Origin of the sequence: Streptomyces sp. NPDC097640, assembly GCF_040302705.1 — a bacterium.
In the GTDB taxonomy this organism is placed as follows: domain Bacteria; phylum Actinomycetota; class Actinomycetes; order Streptomycetales; family Streptomycetaceae; genus Streptomyces.
In genome coordinates, this window is record NZ_JBEOSB010000033.1 from 112,638 (window position 1) to 133,009 (window position 20,372).

Genomic DNA, 20,372 nt, shown 5'->3' on the forward strand with positions numbered 1-20,372 from the left:
CCGTGGTCAGGACTCCCCGAATTCCCGGTCGATAAGAGCGAACACCTCATCAGCGGAAGCGGTTTCCAGGTCGTCCCCGCCTGTCTCCTCGCGAGGTTCGGACGCGCTCTCCCCGTCCGTGTACCGCCACAGCAGCACCTGGAGCCGGTGCGTCAGCCCGGAACGCCGCGGGTCGTCCGCGGCCAGCGCGGCGAGCGCCGCCTCGATCCCGTCGAGATGCGCCGCGGCAGGTACCTCCGTCGGCTCGGCAGGCAGCACCCGCGACACCAGATGGCCCGCCAGCGCGGTCGGCGTCGGATAGTCGAAGACCAGCGTGGGGGACAGGGTCAGGCCGGTGGCGTCCCGGAGCCGGTTACGGAACTCGACGGCCGTGAGGGAGTCGAACCCCAACTCGTTGAAGGGCTGGTCCGGTTCGACCAGCTCCGCCGCCGAGTAGCGCAGCGCGCTCGCCGCGTGGGCGCGGACCAGCGCCAGCAGGGTGCCGGTGCGCGCCTCGGGCTTCTGGGCCGCGAGCCGGTCCCGCAGGGCCGTCAGGCTCCCGGAGTCGTCGGACTCGGGGGAGCCCGGCGCCGCCCGGCCCGCCCGCCGGGCCGCCGGGATCTCGTCGAAGAGGCGGCTGGCCCGCCCCAGGGTGAACAGCGGGGCGAAGCGCTCCCAGTCCACCTCCGCGAACACCGCGTGGGCCTCGTCGTGGCCGGCCTGATCGAGCGTCCGCCGCAGCGCGGTCAGCGCCAGCGCGGGGTCGAGGGCCGGGAGGCCATGGCGGCCGGAGCGTTCGACCGCCGCCCGCTCCGCCATGTCGTCCCACACTCCCCACGCCACCCGGACGACGGGCCCACCGGCCGCCTCGCGCCGCCGCGCCACCGCGTCCAGATATGCGTCGGCCGCGGCCCGGGCGCCGTGCTCGCCGGCCCCCCAGACCGCGACGACGGACGAGAAGACCACCACGGGATCGTCGGGCTCCAGGCCGCACAGCTCCGGGAGCCGATCGGCGCCGCCCACGGCGGCCGACAAGGACTCGGCCAGCCGGTCCGGGGTGAGTTCGGCCAGCGGTGTCCGGTCACCCGGCGCCCCGGTGTGGATGATCGTGCGGACCCGTAGCCCCGAGGCCGCGAGCCGGTCCGCCAGCTCGCGTCGGCCCGACGGCTCGGACGGCACACCGTCCACCACCGTCCCCTCCGCGCCCAGCTCCGCCAGCTCGGCCACCAGCTCCGCGCCACCGGGCGCGGCCTGGCCGCCCGGCGCCAGCAGCACGATGCGCTTGGTGCCGCCCGTGGCCAGCCACCGGGCCACATGGGCGGCGGCCCCGGCGACACCGCCGGTGACCAGGACACCCTCCCGCGGCGTCCACTCACACGTCGGCGCCTCCGCGTCCAGCGGCGCGGACAGCAGCCGGCGCGCGAAGGCCCCGGCCGGCCGCAGCGCCACCTGGTCCTCGCCGTCCCGCCCCGCCAGCGTGGCGCACAGAAGGCCGGGGGCGAGGTCCTCGACCGAGGCGGGCAGGTCCACCAGCCCGCCCCACGCCGTCGGATGCTCCAGCGCGGCCACCCGGCCGAGCCCCCATACCTGGGCCTGCGCCGGGGCCTGCGGGTGTTCGTCGTCGGCGACGGCCACCGCGCCCCGCGTGGCGCACCACAGGGGTGCGTCGAGCTCCGCCTCCAGCAGGGCTCGCAGCAGGACGAGGGTGCCCGTCACGCCGCCGATCACCGCGGGGAACGTGTCGTGCGGGCGTTCGTCGAGCGGCAGGAGGGACAGCACCCCGGCCGGGGACGGGCCCGCGGCGCACAGCGCCCGCAGCGACGCGGCCAGCTCGGCCGTATCGGCCCGCCCGTCCGTCACCAGCCGCCGCACCTCGCCGCCGCCCGCCGTGAGGGCCCGCTCACAGGCGTCGGCCCATGCCCCGGCGCCTTCCGGTGGCACCACCAGCAGCCATAAACCCGTCACGGCCGCGGGGCCGGGGCCGGGCAGGGGGCGCCAGCCGACACGGTAGCGCCAGGAGTTCACGGTCGTCCGCTCGTGGCGTTCCCGGTGCCAGCGCGACAGCGTCGGCAGCACCGCACCGAGCGACGAGCGCCGCCCGTCCTCCTCGCCGAGGCCCAGCGTCTCGGACAGAGCCGGGAGATCCAGCCCGTCGACCGCGCCCCAGAACCGGACCTCCTCCTCGTCCGCCTGCGGCGGCGGCGTGTCCGCCAGCTCGTCCGGCAGCCAGAAGCGCTCGCGCTGGAAGGGGTAGGTGGGGAGGTCGGTGGCGGACGGGGCGACGGGATACCAGGGTCGCCAGTCGATGGCCAGGCCGGTGGTGTGGGCGTGGGCGAGGGCGTCGGCGAGGTCGTGGGGGGTGCCGTGGTCGCGTCGGAGGGTGGGGACGGTGGTGGCGGGGATGTCGGCGTCGTCGATGGCGTCCTGGATGCCGGGGGTGAGGACGGGGTGGGGGCTGGCTTCGATGAAGTGGCGGTGTCCGCGTTCCAGGAGGGCGGTGAGGGTGTCGGTGAAGCGGACGGGTTGGCGGAGGTTGGTGAACCAGTAATCCGCGTCGAGTGGGGTGGTGGTGAGGCGCTCGGTGGTGACGGTGGAGTAGAAGGGGATGGTGGGTGTGGTGGGGGTGAGGTCGGCGAGTTGGTCGAGGATGGTGTCGCGGATGCGGTCGACGTGGGGGCTGTGGGAGGCGTAATCCACATCGATGGTGCGGGTTCGCGCGCCCTGGTTCTCGGCGGCGGCCAGAACGGCGGTGATCTGGTCGGGGGGTCCGGAGATGACGGTGGAGCGGGGGCCGTTGTGGGCGGCGATCGCGACGCCCTGGGCAGTTTCACCCAGGTCGGCCAGGACCTGTGCGGTGTCGTCGGCGGTGAGGGTGAGGGAGGCCATGGCGCCGTGTCCGGCGAGGGCGCGGAGGGCCTGGCTGCGGAGGGCCACGACTTTGGCGGCGTCCTCAAGCGTGAGGGCTCCGGCCACGCAGGCGGCGGCGATCTCGCCCTGGGAGTGGCCGATGACGGCGGCCGGGGTGACACCGAAGTCCTGCCACATACCGGCCAGGGACACCATCATGGCCCAGAGGGTCGGCTGGATGACGTCGACGCGTTGGGGGTCGGTGGCGGTGTCGGTGCCGCGCAGTACGGCGGTGAGCGACCAGTCGACGTAGGGCGCGAGGGCTTGTTCGCAGGCGGCGATGCGGGTGGCGAAGGCGGGGGAGGAGTCCAGGAGGCCGGTGGCCATGCCGGGCCATTGGGAGCCCTGACCAGGGAAGACGAACACCGGGCCCTGCTGGGGGTCGAGGGCGGAGCCGCGGGTGAGGTGGGGGTGTTCGCCACCGTCGGCCAGGGCGTCGAGCGCGGCGAGCAGTTCGGCGGGATCGGCGCCGGTGACGACGGCACGGCGATCGAAGGTCGCGCGCGTGGTGGCCAGGGACCAGGCCACCTTGGTGGGCGAGACGCCGGGGTTGTCGGTGATGGTCCGGGTCAGCCTGCGTGCCTGCTCGGCCAGGGCCTCGTGGGTACGGGCCGAGAGCACCCAGGGCGCGACGCCGCCCAGGACGCCCGGCTCGGCCGCGACGGTGTCGGGTTCTCGTGCCTCAGGCGCCTCTTCGAGGATGACGTGGGCGTTGGTGCCGGAGATGCCGAACGCCGAGACGCCCGCGCCACGGGGGCGTTCGGCGGACGGCCAGTCGACGGGCTCGGTGAGCAGACGTACGGCGCCGCTGCTCCAGTCCACGTGTGAGGTGGGCTCGTCGACGTGGAGGGTGGCGGGCAGGGTGCCGTGGCGGAGGGCCATCACCATCTTGATGACGCCCGCGATCCCGGCGGCGGCCTGGGTGTGTCCGATGTTGGACTTGATGGAGCCCAGCCACAGGGGGCGGTCCTCCGGCCGTTCCTGGCCGTAGGTGGCCAGCAACGCCTCGGCCTCGATCGGGTCGCCGAGCGTGGTGCCCGTGCCGTGCGCCTCGACCGCGTCCACCTGGTCGGCGGGGAGCCGGGCATCGGCCAGCGCCTGCCGGATGACGCGTTCCTGCGCGGCATCGTTGGGCGCGGCCAGCCCGTTGCTGGCGCCGTCCTGGTTGACGGCCGAGCCCCGGATGACGGCGAGTACGTGGTGTCCGTTGCGGCGGGCGTCGGAGAGCCGTTCCAGCAGGACCAGGCCCGCGCCCTCGGAGAAGCCCGTGCCGTCGGCCGCCGCGGCGAACGCCTTGCAGCGGGCGTCCGGCGCGAACCCCCGCTGCTTGGAGAACTCCACAAACGCCGTGGCCGCGGTGAACACCGTCACGCCGCCGGCCAGCGCCAGGGTGCACTCGCCCTGCCGCAGTGCCCGGACCGCCAGATGCGTGGCCACCAGCGACGACGAGCACGCCGTGTCCAGCGTGACCGCCGGGCCCTCCAGCCCCAGCGCGTACGCCACCCGGCCGGACACCACGCTCGTGAGCCCTCCCGTGGCGGTGTAGCCCTCGAAGCCCTCGGGAATCCGCGGTATCCGCGACAGGTAGTCCTGGCTCGACACCCCCGCGTAGACGCCGGTGGGCGTGCCCTTGAGGGCGGTGGGGTCGATGCGGGCGCGTTCGAGGAGTTCCCAGGCGACCTCCAGGAGGAGCCGCTGCTGGGGGTCCATGGCGAGGGCTTCGCGAGGGCTGATGTTGAAGAAGGAGGCGTCGAATTCATCGGCGTCGTGGAGGAAGCCGCCCTCCCGGACATAGCTGGTGCCGGGGTGGTCCGGGTCGGGGTGGAAGAGGTGGTCGAGGTCCCAGCCGCGGTTGGCGGGAAAGGGGCCGAGGGCGTCGGCGCCCGAGGCGACGAGGTCCCACAGGCCCTCCGGGGAGGTGACCCCGCCCGGGTAGCGGCAGGCCATGGAAATGATGGCGATGGGTTCCCGGTGGCGTTCCTCCACTTCGCGCAGGCGCTGTCTGGCCTGGCCGAGGTCGAGGGTGACACGCTTGAGGTACTGGCGCAGCTTGTCTTCGGTGGTGGACATGGTTCCTCCGTCGCTCCCCGTCAGGACGAGCCCAGTTGCTGGTCGATGAGCGCGAACATCTCGTCGTCCGACGCCGACTCCAACGCCTCGCCGTCGACGGTGTGATCGACCGCCTCGGCACCGTCACCCAGCCGCCACAGCAGGTTCTGCAACCGCTTGACGAGCTGGGCACCGGTCTCGCCCTCCGGCCGCTCCTCGCCCACCGCCGCCTCGAGCCGCTCCAGCTCCCGCAGCACGGGCAGGGCCGAGTCGTCCCCCGCCGGGCACAGCTCGCCCAGCAGGTGCTCGGCCATGGCGGACGGCGTCGGGTGGCGGAACACCGATGCCGCGGACAGCCGCAGCCCCGTCACCATGGTGAGCCGGTTGCGCAGCTCGACCGCCGTCAGCGAGTCGAACCCGAGATCCTTGAAGGGCGTGTCCATCGACACCGCGTCGTGGTCCGTGTGCCCCAGCACGGTGGCCGCGTGGACCCTGACGAGGTCCAGCAGGAGCGCCCGCTGCTCGGCGGGGCCCATCGACGCCAGCCGGCCGGACAGATCGGCCACCGGCGCCGCCGCACTCCGCCGGGCGACCCGGGCGCGGGTGCCCGCGAGCGAGCGGACCAGCGGCGGCAGCGCCTCGGCGGGCTGGGAGGACAGCGCGGCCGCGTCGAGCCGGGCGGCGAGCAGCTGCGCCGCACCATGTCCGCGCGCCGCGTCGAACAGTGCCAGGGCACGCTCCGAGGACAACGGCACCATCCCGGAACGGCTCATCCTGGCGTGGTCCGTCTCGCTGAGCCCGCCGGTCATCCCACTGGTGGCGGCCCACAGGCCCCAGGCGATGGACACGCCGGTGAGACCGGCGTGGCGCCGCCGGGTGGCGAGGGCGTCGCAGTAGGCGTTGGCGGCGGCGTAGTTGGCCTGCCCGGGGGAGCCCAGGGTGCCCGCGGCGGAGGAGAAGACGACGAACATGGCGAGAGGGAGGTGCTCGGTGGCGCGGTGGAGGTTGGCGGCGCCGGTCGCCTTGGCGGCCCAGACGCGGCGGAGGGCGTCGGGGGTCTGGGAGGTGAGGACGGCGTCCTCGACGATGCCCGCGGTGTGGATGACGCCGGTGAGGGGGTGGGCGGGGTCGATGGTGCCGAGGGCTTGGCGGAGGGCGTGGGGGTCGGTGGTGTCGGTGGCGGTGATGTGGACGGTGGCGCCGAGTTCGGTGAGTTTGTCGGTGAGTTGTTGGGCGCCGGGTGCATCGGGGCCGCGTCGGCTGAGGAGGTGGAGGTGGGTGATGCGGTGGGTGGTGACGAGGTGTTCGGCGAGCAGCGCGCCGAGAGTGCCGGTGCCGCCGGTGATCAGGACGGTGCCGTTGGGATCGAGTGCGCGAGGAACGTCCAGGACGAGTTTTCCGGTGTGCTTGGCCTGGCTCATATGGCGCAGCGCCTGGCGCGCCCTGGCGAGTGGCCATGCCTGCACCGGGGGCGGGGACAGGGTCCCCTGGGTGAAGAGGTCGGCGAGCGTACGCAGCATCTCCGCGACGCGGTCGAAACCGGCGTCGGAGACGAGGTCGTAGGCCCGGTAGCGGACGCCGGGGTGCGTCGCGGCGATCTCATCCGGGTCACGGATGTCGGTCTTGCCCATCTCCAGGAACCGGCCGCCGTCGCCCAGCAGCCGCAGGGAGGCGTCGGTGAACTCGCCTGCCAGGCTGTTGAGGACCACGTCGAGGGCCGGGAAGGTGTCCTCGAAGTCGAGGTCGCGGGAGGAGGCGCGGTGGGCTGCGTCGAAGCCCATCGACTCCAGGACATCGTGTTTGGCGGGGCTGGCCGTGCCGTAGACCTCGGCGCCCAGGTGGCGGGCGATCTGCACGGCAGCCGTGCCCACGCCACCGGTCGCCGCGTGGATGAGGACCGACTCGCCCGGTGCGAGTCCGGCCAGGTCCACCAGCCCGTACCAGGCGGTGAGGAACGCGATGGGTACAGCGGCGGCCTGCTGATCGGTCCAGCCGTGCGGGATCGGCACCAGGGCGCGGGCGTCGGCGACGGCGATGGGGCCGAAGGCGCCCTCGAACAGGCCCATGACACGGTCGCCGACGGCCACCGACGTCACATCCGGAGCCACCTCCAGCACCTCGCCCGCGCCCTCGCCGCCCAAGCCCCGCCGGTCGGGCACGACACCGAGGGTCACCATCACATCGCGGAAGTTGACGCCCGCGGCGCGCACGGCGATCCGCACCTGACCCGGCGCCAACGGCTCCAGTACGTGCGGACTCTCCTCGGGCACCAGGCTGTCCACCGTGCCCGCGCTGTCCTCGGCCACGACCAGCTGCCAGGCGGGCGCGCCGACGGGCAGGGCGATACCGGCCGTCGCGTCCACGGCGGTCAGCCTCGGTACGAACGGTTTCCCGTCGCGCACCGCCACCTGCCACTCGTCCGCGTCGAGGGCCGCGCGTGCCACTCCCGCGATGTCGGGTGCCGTGCCGGCATCGCGTCCGGCGAGGTCGAGCAGTGTGAAGCGGCCGGGGTTCTCCGACTGCGCGCTGCGGACCAGACCCCAGACGGCCGCCGCGACCGGGTCGACGTCCGTCTCCCCGTCCACGGCGGCGGCACCGCGGGTGACGATCACCAGCCGGGCCCCGTCGAGCCGCGGCTCGGCCAGCCATTCCTGCGCCGTCGCCAGGACCCGCGCCACCACCGTGTCGCCGTCCCCGCCGTCGGCCTCTGGTGTGCTGGTCAGGACGACCGGTGGCACCGGTGCTCCGTCGTCAAGGGCCGTGGCGAGCGCGGCGACATCCGGGTAGCGGGTGAGCGCGGGGACCGCCTCGGTGGGTGCGCCGTCGCCGAGCACCGCCCAGTCGCCCGCCGCGGTCCTCTCCGGCCCCGCCGGGGTGGGCAGGGCGGTCCAACGCACCTCGTACAGACCGTCGTTCGGGTCGCCGCTCCGCAGCCGCGCGGTGTCGAGCGGCCGGGTGGTGATGGTGTCGGCGGTGAGGACGGGCGCGCCCGTGGTGTCGGTGAGGGTGAGGCGGTACTCGTTGCCGCCTCGGGGAGTGATGCGGGCCCGCGCGTGGGTGGCGCCGGTCGCGTGGAGGGTGACGCCGCTCCAGGTGAAGGGGAGCCAGATCTCACCGGCCGGGTTGTCGGCGGTGGCGATGAGGGGGTGGAGCGCGGCGTCGAGGAGTGCGGGGTGGATGGTGCGGGTGTCGGGGGTGTGATCGGCGGTTTCGGAGGTGGGGAGGGCGATGTCGGCGAGGAGTTCGTCGCCGTGTCGCCAGGCGGCTCGCAGCCCTTGGTAGGTGGCTCCGTAGTGGTAGCCGCCCGCGGCGGCCCGCTCGTAGAAGCCGTCGATGTCGACGGGCTCGGCTCCCGCGGGCGGCCAGGCCGCCCCCGCTTCGGCGGTCGGCGGCTCGGCCGTGGGCTCGCCGGTGAGGGTGGCGGTGACGTGGTGGGTCCACTCCGCCGTGGGGTCGGACTCCGGGCGGGTGTAGACGTGGACGGTGCGGCGGTCGGTGTCGTCCGGCGGGCTGACGATGACCTGGAGCGCGAGCGGGCGGGCGGGGTCGAGCCTGAGGGGCTGCTGGAGGAGGAGCTCCTCGATGTGGGGTGCGGCGGTGTGGTCCGCGGCGTGGAGGGTGAGTTCGAGGAGCGCGGTGGCGGGCAGCAGGACGGTCTCGGCGATGGTGTGCTCGGTGAGCCATCCGGCGTGGTCGGCGGGAGGGACGTGGCCGGTGACCACCATGCCGCCGTCGGCCAGCGGCGCGGCGGTCCGCAGCAGCGGGTGGTCCAGGCTCGTGGAACCGGCCGCGGCCGGGCCGGATGCCCCGCCGGTGAGCCAGTAGGGGCGGTGCTGGAAGGGGTAGGTGGGCAGGTCGACGGTGTCCGGGGCGGGCAGGCCGGTGAACCAGGGGCGCCAGTCGACGGGGGTGTGGGTGTGCAGCCGGGCCAGGGCGTGCGCCAGGCCCTGGACGTCGGGCTGGTTGCGGGTCAGCGCCGGGACGAGCAGAGGAGCGTGCGCGGGCGCGTCATCGAGCGCGTCGAGGGTGGCCTGGGCGGCGGGGATCAGTACGGCGTCCGGGCCGACCTCGAGGAACACCGCCGCGCTCGGCGCGATGTGTGCGACGGCGGGGTGGAAGCGTACGGGTTGGCGGATGTGCCGTACCCAGTAGTCCGGCGTGGCGATGTCCTCGCCCGCGATTTCGCCGGTGAGGTTGCTGATCAGCGGGATGTTCGGCTGGGCGAACTCCAGGTCGGCGATGGCGCGGCGGAAGTCTTCGAGGGCGGGTTCCATGAGCGGGGAGTGGAACGCGTGGCTGACGGTCAGGGCCTTGGTCCTGCGGCCGCGCTCCTTCCAGGCCGCGCCCGCCTCGGCCACCAGTTCCGCGGGGCCCGAGATGACGGTGCTGGTGGGGGCGTTGAGGGCGGCGATGGTGACCCGGCCGTCGTACGGGGCGAGGTGCTCGGCGATCTCGTCGGCGGTGGCCTCGACGGCGGTCATCGCGCCGCCGGGCGGGAGGTTGCCGAGGAGGGTGGCGCGGGCGGCGACCAGACGGCAGGCGTCTTCCAGGGAGAGGACTCCGGCCACCTGCGCGGCGGTGATTTCGCCGATGGAGTGGCCGATCACGGCGTCCGGCCGTACGCCGAAGGTCTCCAGCAGCCGGGCCAGGGCCATTTGGACCGCGAAGAGTCCGGTCTGGGTGTAGGTGGTGTGGTTGAGCAGGGTGGCGTCGGGCCGGCCGTGGAGGACGACGTCCCGCAGGGGGTGGTCCAGGTGGGGGTCGAGCAGCGCGCAGACCTCGTCGAACGCGTCGGCGAAGACCGGGAAGCGCGCGTGCAGTTCGGCGCCCATACCGGGGCGCTGACTGCCCTGCCCGGAGAACAGCCACACGGTCCGCCCCGCCGCGGGCGCGGCGTAGGGCGGGGCGATCAGGCCCGGGTGGGGACGGCCCTGGGCCAGGGCGTCGAGAGCGGCGGCCATCTCCTGCCGGTCGCCGCCGACGATGACGGCCCGCCGCTCCCACACCGCGCGCGTCGTGGCCAGCGACCGGCCCACGTCCGCCACCGGTGTGGTGTCGTCGGCTCCCAGCCGGTCGGAGAGGGAGGCGGCCAGGGCGCGCAGGGCCTGGTCGCCGCGGGCGGACAGCGGCCAGGGCACGGGTCCGGGCGGGGGAGCGTCGGTCGCGGGCCGCGGCTCGGGCAGGTCCGGGCCCTGTTCGAGGATGAGGTGGGCGTTGGTGCCGGAGGCGCCGAAGGAGGAGACGGCGGCCCGGCGCGGGCGGCCGGTCTCGGGCCAGTCGGCCGCTTCGGTGAGGAGCCTGACGTTCCCGTCGGCCCAGTCGACGTGCGGGCTGGGCTCGTCGATGTGCAGGGTGGCGGGCAGCGTGCGGTGACGCAGGGCCATCACCATCTTGATGACACCGGCGACACCGGCGGCGCCCTGCGTGTGCCCGATGTTCGACTTGATCGAGCCGAGCCGGAGCGGGTGGCCGCCGGGGCGGTCCTGGCCGTAGGTGGCCAGCAGGGCCTGCGCCTCGATCGGGTCGCCCAGCGTCGTGCCCGTGCCATGGGCCTCGACGGCGTCCACGTCCGCGGGGCCGAGTCCGGCGGTGGCGAGGGCCTGGCGGATCACCCGCTGCTGTGACGGGCCGTTGGGCGCGGTCAGCCCGTTGCTCGCGCCGTCCTGGTTGACCGCCGAACCGCGGACGACGGCCAGAATCCGGTGTCCGTTGCGCCGGGCGTCCGACAGGCGCTCCAGGAGGACCAGGCCGACACCGTCGCCGAAGCCGGTGCCGTCGGCGGCGGCCGCGAACGGCTTGCACCGCCCGTCGGGGGCCAGACCGCGCTGCCGGGAGAAGCCCGCGAACACGTCCGGGGTGGCCATGACCGTGACGCCGCCCGCGAGCGCCAGATCGCACTCGCCGTGTCGCAGGGCCTGGGCGGCGAGGTGGATGGAGACCAGGGACGACGAGCAGGCGGTGTCCACGGTGACGGCGGGGCCCTGGAGGCCCAGGGTGTAGGCCACGCGTCCGGCGATGATGCTGCTGGTGCCGGAGAGACCGGCGTAGCCGTCCAGACGGGGGTCGCCCGGGGACAGCCCGGCTCCGTAGTCGTGGTACATGACGCCCGCGTAGACGCCGGTCAGGCTGTCCCGGAGGGTGTGCGGGTCGATCCCGGCGCGCTCCAGCGTCTCCCAGGCGGTCTCCAGAATGAGACGCTGCTGGGGGTCCATGGCCAGGGCCTCGCGGGGGTTGATGCCGAAGAAGGCGGCGTCGAATCCGTCGGCGTCGTAGATGAACGCGCCCTGCGAGGCGTAGCTGGTGCCGGGGTGGTCGGGGTCGGGGTGGAACAGATTGGTCAGGTCCCAGCCACGGTTGGCGGGGAACGGGCCGAGCACATGCCGCCCGGACGCCACCAGGTCCCACAGCCCCTCGGGCGAGGTCACGTCGCCGGGGAAGCGGCATGCCATCGCCACCACCGCGACCGGCTCGTCGGCGGCGCCGGTCCCGGACCGGCCGGTACGGCGCGGCGCGGGGGAGCCGGTGGCGGTCAGGCGCTCCAGGACGTGGTCGGCGAGGGCCCGGGGGGTGGGGTAGTCGAAGACGAGGGTGGCGGGCAGGCGCAGCCCGGTGGCGGTGGCCAGGCGGTTGCGCAGCTCGACGGCGGTCAGGGAGTCGAAGCCCAGCTCCTTGAAGGCGGCCTCGGCCCGGATCGCCGCGTCGGAGGAGTGGCCCAGCACCACCGAGACCAGCTGCCGCACCGTCTGGAGCAGCAGTTCGCGCCGAGCGGGCTCGTCGAGACCGGCCAGCCGGCCGGCCAGCGCGGGGCCGGTGGCGTGGTGTTCCATGGCGCGGCGCCGGGCCGGCCTGGCCAGGGCGCGCAGCATGGCGGGGCTGTCGGGGCCGAGCCGGGTGGCGTCGAGGTCGGCGGCCACCACCAGGGGGTGGGTGACATGGAGTGCCGCGTCGAGCAGCCCCAGGCCACGAGCCGTGGCGAGGGGGCGCATGCCGAGGGCGCCGAGGCGGGACAGGTCGGCCTCGGTGAGGTGCTCGGTCATGGCGGAGGTCTGCTGCCACAGGGTCCAGGCGACCGAGGTGCCGGGCAGTCCGTCGGCGCGCCGCCGCGCGACCAGGGCGTCGGTCCAGGCGTTGGCGGCCGCGTATCCGGCCTGGCCGGAGTTGCCGACCGTGCCGGCGGCGGAGGAGAACACCACGAACATCCGCAGCGGCAACTCCCGGGTGAGGGTGTGCAGATGCCATGCGCCGACGGCCTTGGGCGCCCATACGCGGCCGAGTCGGCCGGTGTCCCAGGACTCCACCAGGGCGTCCTCGGTCACCCCGGCGGAGTGGACCACGCCCAGCAGCGGGTGGCTGTCGGGGATCGCCGCCAGCGCCCCGGCGAGCGCGGCGCGGTCGGCCACGTCGACCGCCGCCACCTCCGCGTGGGCGCCCAGCGCGGCGAGCCGCTCGGCCAGTTCGGCCGCTCCGGGGCTCTCGGGCCCGCTGCGGGAGAGGAGCAGCACCCGCTCCACGCCATGCGCGCGCACCAGGTGTTCGGCGACCGCGCCGCCCAGCACCCCCGTACCGCCCGACACCAGCACCGTGCCACCGGACAGCTCCGGGGCGTCGGCCCCGGACGTGGGAGAGGCGCGGACCAGGCGCGGCACCAGCACCCCGGCCGCGCGCACGGCTACCTGAGGCTCGTCCGCGTCCACGGAGTGGCGTACGGCCCCGACGAGGCCCGCGTCGGCATCCGCGCGGCCGTCCACGTCGACGAGGGTGAACCGGCCCGGGTGCTCGGCCTGGACCGAACGGACCAGACCCCACACGGCCGCGCCGCCCGGGTCCACCGCCCCCTCGTCCCCGCCCGCGGTCACGGCACCGGAAGTGACCAGGACCAGCCGGGAGTCCAGCAACCGCGGCTCGGCCAGCCACTCCTGGACCAGAGCCAGCACGCCCCCGACGGCGGCGAGGCCGTCGTCGGGGGTGGCCGTCGCTGTCACCGGGTGGAGGACGACCGTCGGCACCGGGGTCCCATCGTCCACCGCGGCGAGCAGCGCGCCGAGGCCGGCGTGTTCCGCCACCCCGGCGAGCGGTGCGCCACCATCGCCCACCGCCGCCCAATCGGCGTCCGGCGGGGCCGATTCGTCGCCGGTCCCGCCCCGCGCGGGCACCCAGTCCACGACGAACAGGCCCTCGGCCGCGCGCTTCCCGAGGGCCCGCAGCTCGGCGACGCCGGTGGGGCGCGCGGCGACCGACGCGGCGTCGAGGACCGGCGCGCCCGTCTCGTCGGTCAGCGAGATCCGCCGTCCGTTGCCCTCCGGGGAGATACGGACCCGTACGCGGCGCGCCCCCGTGGCCCACAGCGACACACCGCTCCAGGCGAACGGCAGCCACACCTGTCCGGTGTCCGAGGCGTCCTGGCGGCCGCCGTCGAGGAGCGTCGGGTGCAGGGCGGCGTCCAGCAGCGCCGGGTGGACGCCGAACCGGTCGGCGCCCTCACCGGCCGCCTCGGGCAGCGCGACCTCGGCGAGCAGATCGGCGCCGTCCCGCCACGCCGCGGTCAGGCCGCGGAACGCGGGCCCGTAGCCGTAGCCGCCGGCCACGGCCCGTTCGTAGAAGTCCGCGACGTCCAGCGGTTCCGCGCCCGGCGGTGGCCAGGGAGCCGCCGCGGCGTCCGACGGGGCCTCACCGCCCTCGGGCGCGAGGACGCCCATGGCGTGGCACACCCACCCGTCGGGGGACTCCGTGTCCAGCTCGTCGGGGCGGGAGTGCACATCGACCGTCCGCCGGCCCTCGTCGTCGGCGGGCCCCACCGCGACACGTACGCGCAGCGCCCCCGAGGCGGGCAGGACGAGCGGGATCTGGAGGGCCAGCTCCTCCACCGCGGCGCAGCCCGCCTCGTGGGCGGCCTGAAGCGCCCACTCGACCATGGCCGCCCCGGGCAGCAGCGCGGTGTCGCCGACGACATGGTCGGCGAGCCAGCCCCCGCCCGCGGCGGCCGCCAGGCGCCCGGTCAGCACCATGCCGCCGTCGGGCAGGCTCACCGCGGCGGCCAGCAGGGGATGGTCGACGGCGCGCAGCCCGGCGGCGGACACATCCCCTGTGCCCTTGCCGTCGGCGGGTATCCAGTACCGCCGGCCCTGGAAGGGGTAGGTGGGCAGCTCGACGGCGCGGGGCGCGGGCCCGGCCGGGAACCACGGACGCCAGTCGACCTCGAGACCCGCGGCGTGGGCATCGGCGAGCGCGAGGGCCAGCTGGTGTGCGCCGCCGTGGTCGCGGCGCAGCGTGGCGAGAGAGGTGGCGGGGGTGCCGGACTCCTCGAAGATGTCCTGGAGGCTCGTGGACAGGATGGGGTGCGGGTTGCACTGGACGAAGGCCCGGTATCCGTCGCCCAGCAGACGGCCCACCGCATCGGCGAAACGGACCGGCCGGCGGAGGTTCTCGAACCAGTACTCGGCGTCCAGCCGCGCGGTGTTCAGCCGCTCCGCGGTGACGGCGGAGTAGAACGCGATCTCGGACTCGACCGGTGTCACATCGCGCAGGGCGGACACCACGTCCTCGTGGATGCGGTCCACATGAGGGCCGTGGGAGGCGTATTCGACGTCGATGGCGCGGGTGCGCGCGCCACGCTCCCGCGCGGCGTCCAGGACGGCGGCCACCCGGTCGGCGGACCCGGACACCACCGTGGCGTGGGGGCCGTTGACGGCGGCGACGGCCACGTCCCCGGCCTCGGGGCCCAGCTCGCCGAGGAGCCCGGCGGTGTCCTCGGCGCCGAGGGAGACCGAGGCCATGGCGCCGTGTCCGATCAGGGGGCGGAGGGCCTGTACGCGCAGGGCGATGACCTTGGCGGCGTCGTCGAGGGAGAGGGCCCCGGCGACACACGCGGCGGCCACCTCGCCCTGGGAGTGCCCGACGACGGCCGCAGGGACGATCCCGAAGCTCCGCCACAGGGCGGCCAGCGAGACGTGGATGGCCCACAGCACCGGCTGCACCACATCATCCCGGCCGGGGTCCGTCGCCCGGTCCGTGCCGCGCAGCACGGCGGTCAGCGACCAGTCCACATACGGCGCCAGAGCCCGCTCGCACTCGGCGATCCGGGCGGCGAAGACCGGCGAGGAGTCCAGGAGTTCGCGCGCCATGCCCGGCCACTGGGCGCCCTGGCCGGGAAACACGAACACCGGGCCCGCGCCGATCGGCCCCGCCGTACCGGTGACGACCGCCGGATCCGGCTCGGCGGCGGCCAGCCGGGCCAGCCCGCCCAGCAGCGCCGTACGGTCCGCGCCGACCACCACGGCCCGGTGCTCGAACCGGGCCCGCGCCGTCGCCAGCGACCACCCCACCTCCGCCGCACCGGCGGCCGGATCGCGCTCCGCCGCCTCGGCCAGACGCCGCGCCTGCTGCGCCAGCGCCGCCTCGTCCCGCGCGGACAGCAACCACGGCACCACGCCGCAGGTCACCACGCCGCCGCTCACCACGCCGCCGGTCACCACGGCCCGCGGCGCGACCTCCGCCTCTCCCGCGCCTTCCGTGCCATCCGGGTCGCTTTCGCTCTGGACCGCCTCGGCGGGTTCGGGCGGCTGCTCGATGATCAGGTGGGCGTTGGTCCCGGAGACGCCGAACGACGACACCCCGGCCCGGCGCGGGTGGTCGGTCTCCGGCCAGTCCACCGGCTCGGTCACCAGACGGATGGCGCCCGAGCCCCAGTCCACGTGCGGCGTCGGCTCGTCGATGTGCAACGTCGCGGGGATCACCCCGTGCCGCATCGCCATCACCATCTTGATCACGCCAGCCGCCCCGGCGGCCGCCTGGGTGTGACCGAGGTTCGACTTGACCGAGCCCAGCAGCAGCGGCCGGTCCGCCGGGCGCTGGTGGCCGTACGTGGCGTGCAGCGCGTCGGCCTCGATCGGGTCGCCGAGCCGGGTGCCCGTGCCATGCGCCTCCACCGCGTCCACCTCGGCGGACGACAGGCGGGCGTTGACGAGCGCCTGACGGATGACACGCTGCTGGGAGGGCCCGTTGGGCGCGGTGATGCCATTGCTCGCGCCGTCCTGGTTGACGGCCGAGCCCCGGATGACGGCCAGCACCTGATGCCCGTTGCGGCGCGCGTCGGAGAGCCGTTCGAGCAGGACCAGCCCGACGCCCTCGCCCCAGCCCGTGCCGTCGGCGGCGGCCGCGAACGGCTTGCAGCGCCCGTTCGGCGCCAGGCCGCGCTGACGGGCGAAGCCGGTGAACACCGCGGGCGAGGCCATCAGCGTCACACCACCGGCCACCGCCAGCCGGCACTCGCCCCGCCGCAGCGCGTGCATCCCCAGATGCATCGCCACCAGCGACGCCGAGCAGGCCGTCTCCACCGTCAGCGCGGGACCCTCCAGACCGAAGGCATACGACAGGCGGCCCGACAGCATGCTGGGCGCGACGCCCGCGTACCCCTCGGTCTCCTTGCGGACGGGGACACCCGACGTGGCGGAACCGATGGTCGCCGCGCCGACGAACACACCGGTCTGGCTGCCCCGAAGGCTCGTCGCGTCGAGACCGGCGCGCTCGAACAGCTCCCAGGCCACTTCGAGCAGCTTGCGCTGCTGCGGGTCCATGGCCAGCGCCTCGCGCGGGCTGATCTCGAAGAAGCCCGCGTCGAACGTGTCGGCGTCGCGCAGGAACCCGCCCTCGCGCGTGTACGTCGTGCCGGGGTGGTCGGGGTCCGGGTGGTACAGGCCGTCCAGGTCCCAGCCGCGGTCCGTGGGGAACGGCCCGACGACGTCCACCCCCGAGGCCACGAGGTCCCACAACGCCTCGGGCGAATCCACCCCGCCCGCGAACCGGCACGTCATCGCGGTGATGGCGATGGGCTCCTGGTGCCGCTCCTCCACCTCGCGCAGGCGCCGCCGCGTGTCGTGCAGGTCCGTCGCCACACGCTTGAGGTAGTCGACAAGCCTGTCTTCATCCGGCATGTGAAGTCACGACCTTCATACGTGTCGGGGCGGGCAACTGAGCCGTCACGAGGTGCCGAGCTCGTTGTCGATGAACGCGAGCACCTCGTCGGCGGTGGCGAGCGTGAGCCGGTCGGCCGCGCTGTCCTCGGCCGGCGGCGCGGACGCCGCCTTCCATTGGGCCAGCAGACCCTCAAGCCGATCTGTCACCGCCCGCGCGTCCGCCTCGGGCAGCTCCAGCGCCGACAGCGTGGACTCCAGCTTCGCCAGCTCGCCGAGCACGGGGTCCACCCCGCCCCGGGCGGCCGACCCCCCGTCCGGTACGAGCAGGCCGCGCAGGTGGTCGGCCAGCGCCCTGGCCGAGGGGAAGTCGAAGACCAGCGCGGCCGGCAGCCGGAGCCCGGTCGCCGCCGAGAGCCGGTTCCGCAGCTCGACGCCGGTCAGCGAGTCGAAGCCCAGATCCGTGAACGGCGCGTCCTCCCGTACGCCTTCGGCGTCGGCGTGGCCGAGCACGGTCGCGGCGTGGCCGCGCACCAGCGCGAGCAGCTGCTGCCGCTGCTCGGCCTCCGGGAGCCCGGCGAGCCGGCGCGTCCAGTCGTCGGGGCGCTGGGTGGCCGCGGCGGCGCGCCGCGTGGCCCCGCTCGGGCGGGCGGCCAGGGCCCGCAGCGCGGGCGGCAGACCGGCGATCGGCTGGGCGGCCAGCGCGCGTACGTCGAGGTTGAGCGCCACGAGCTGCGGGTCGCCGTGTCGGTGTGCCGCGTCGAAGAGCGCCAGCGCGTGGTCGGTGGCCAGCGCCGTGACGCCGGTGCGGCCGATCCGCGCCACGTCGGCCTCGCTGAGCTGCCCGGTGATATCGCTGGTGGCGGCCCACAGGCCCCAGGCGATGGAGGCGGCGGGCAGACCGGCGTGCTGCCGCCGGGTGGCGAGGGCGTCGCAGTAGGCGTTGGCGGCGGCGTAGTTGGCCTGCCCCGGGTTGCCGAGGGTGCCGGAGACGGAGGAGAAGAGGGCGAACATGGCGAGCGGGAGGTGCTCGGTGGCGCGGTGGAGGTTGGCGGCGCCGGTCGCCTTGGCGGCCCAGACACGGTGGAGCGTGTCGGGGGTCTGGGAGGTGATCATCGCGTCGTCCACGGTGCCGGCGGTGTGGATGACGCCGGTGAGGGGGTGGGCGGGGTCGATGGTGTCGATGACCTGGCGCAGGGCGGGGAGGTCCGAGGTGTCGGTGGCGGTGATGTGGACGGTGGCGCCGAGTTCGGTGAGTTTGTCGGTGAGTTGTTGGGCGCCGGGGGCGTGGGGTCCGCGTCGGCTGAGGAGGTGGAGGTGGGTGATGTGGTGGGTGGTGACGAGGTGTTCGGCGATGAGGGCGCCGAGGGTGCCGGTGCCGCCGGTGATGAGCACGGTGCCGTCGGGGTCGAGGGTCGGCGGGATGGTCAGGACGAGTTTGCCGGTGTGTTTGGCCTGGCTCATGTGGCGCAGCGCCTGACGCGCCTTGGGCAGCGGCCACGTCTGGACCGGGGGCGGGGCCAGGGCGCCCGCGTCGAACAGCGCCACCAGGGTCGCCAGCATCCGCGCGACCCGCTCCGGCCCGGCGTCCGAGACCAGGTCGTAGACGCGGTAGTCCACCCCGGCGAAGTCCTTGGCCACCTGCTCGGGTTCGCGGAGGTCGGTCTTGCCCATCTCCAGGAAGCGGCCGCCGTCGGCCAGCAGACGCAGCGAGGCGTCGATGAACTCGCCTGCCAGGCTGTTGAGGACCACGTCGACCTTCGGGAAGGCGTTCTCGAAGTCCAGGTCGCGGGACGAGGCGCGGTGGGCGGCGTCGATGCCCATGGCCTCGAGGACATGGTGCTTGCCGGGGCTGGCCGTGGCGTACACCTCGGCGCCCAGGTGGCGGGCGATCTGCACGGCGGCCATGCCCACACCGCCCGCCGCCGCGTGGACGAGGACCGACTCGCCCGCCCTCAGGCGGCCGAGCTCCACCAGGCCGTACCAGGCGGTCAGAAACGCCACGGGGACGGCCGCCGCCCGGGAGAAGTCCCAGGCCTCCGGCATCCGGGTCACCATCCGCGCGTCGGCCACGGTGACCGGGGCGAACGCCCCGTCGAAGACCCCCAGGACGCGATCCCCGGGGGCCACCGTGGTGACGTCCGGGGCCACTTCGAGGACGACACCCGCGCCCTCGCCGCCGATGCGGGTCTGGTCGGGCACCATGCCGAGGCTGATCAGGACATCGCGGAAGTTGACGCCTGCCGCGCGCACCTCGATGCGCACACGTCCGGGTGCCAGCTCCTCCTCCGCCTCGGGGAAGGGCACCGGCGCCACGGAGTCGAGCGTCGCGGTGCCCGTGGTGCCCGCGGCGTCCAGCCGCCAGGCGCCCTGGCCGACGGGGGGTACGAGCGTGGCCGAGGCGGTGGCGCGGACGAGCCGGGGCACCAGAATCCGGCCGCCGCGGAGCGCCACCTGCGGTTCGTCGAGGTCGACGGCGCAGCGGACCGCGTCGGCCACCTGGCTGTCCGACTCCGGATCCGTGTCTGTGTCCGTGTCCAGGAGGACGACGCGGCCGGGGTTCTCCGTCTGGGCGCTGCGGACCAGACCCCAGACGGCCGCCGCGACCGGGTCGACCTCCGTCTCCTCGTCCACGGCGACGGCGTTACGGGTCACCATCACCAGACGGGCGTCGTCGGGGCGCGGCTCGGCCAGCCACTCCTGTAGCTGCGTCAACGCGCCCTGTACGGCTGTCAGTTCGCCGCCTTCGTTCGCCACTGGCGCCTCGGCGAAGACCACCCCGGAGGTCGGCGTGGCCTCGTCGGCCAGGGGCGAGGCGGGCGTCCACTCCAGGGTGAACAGGCCTTCGGACGAGCGCTTTTGGGGAGCGTCGAGGGCCATGGGCCGGGTGGTGACGGCCTCGGCGGTGAGGATGAGCCGGCCGGTGGCGTCGGTGAGGGTCAGGTTGTGCTCGCTGTCGCGGGAGGTGATGCGGACGCGGGCGTGGGTGGCGCCGGTGGCGTGGAGGGTGACGCCGTTCCAGGAGAACGGCAGCCAGACCTTGCCGTCCGAGGTGTCCGTGACGGCGACGAGGGGGTGGAGCGCGCTGTCGAGGAAGGCGGGGTGGACGGCGAGGGCTTCGGCGGGGTGGCCCGAGGCGTCCGTGGCGTCCGCGGTGGGCAGGGCGATCTCGGCGAGGAGGTCGTCGCCGTGGCGCCACAGCGTCTGAAGCCCCTGGAAGGCGGGGCCGTAGTCGTAGCCGTCCGCCGCGGCGCGGTCGTAGAAGCCGGTGATGTCGACGGGCTCGGCGCCCGCAGGCGGCCAGGCCGTCTCCGCTTCGGCCGCCGCCCGGTCGACCGCGACTTCGCCGGAGAGCGTGGCGGTGGCGTGCCGGGTCCACTCGGCCGAGGGGTCGGACTGCGGGCGGGTGTAGACGGCGAGGCTCCGCCGGCCGTGGGGGGGGGGGGGGCGCGGGGGGCGGGCGGGGGGGGGGGCGCGGCGGGTGTGGGGGGGGGGGGGGGGGGGTGTGGGGGGGGTGTTGGTGGGTCT

The 20,372-nt window shown here is 74.9% G+C and carries 3 protein-coding genes; all 3 read right to left on the reverse strand.

Annotation, left to right across the window (positions count from 1 at the left end; translation table 11 throughout):
• Window positions 1-6: 6 nt before the first annotated feature.
• Entirely contained in the window at window positions 7-4,956 is a 4,950-nt protein-coding gene (locus ABTY62_RS38915) for a type I polyketide synthase (protein ID WP_352134092.1), read from the reverse strand.
• A gap of 20 nt (window positions 4,957-4,976) precedes the next feature.
• Entirely contained in the window at window positions 4,977-16,865 is an 11,889-nt protein-coding gene (locus tag ABTY62_RS38920) for an SDR family NAD(P)-dependent oxidoreductase (RefSeq protein WP_352134093.1), read from the reverse strand.
• A gap of 45 nt (window positions 16,866-16,910) precedes the next feature.
• Window positions 16,911-20,372 (reverse strand): SDR family NAD(P)-dependent oxidoreductase (locus ABTY62_RS38925; RefSeq protein WP_352134094.1); only part of this gene is annotated, 3,462 nt, incomplete at its 5' end.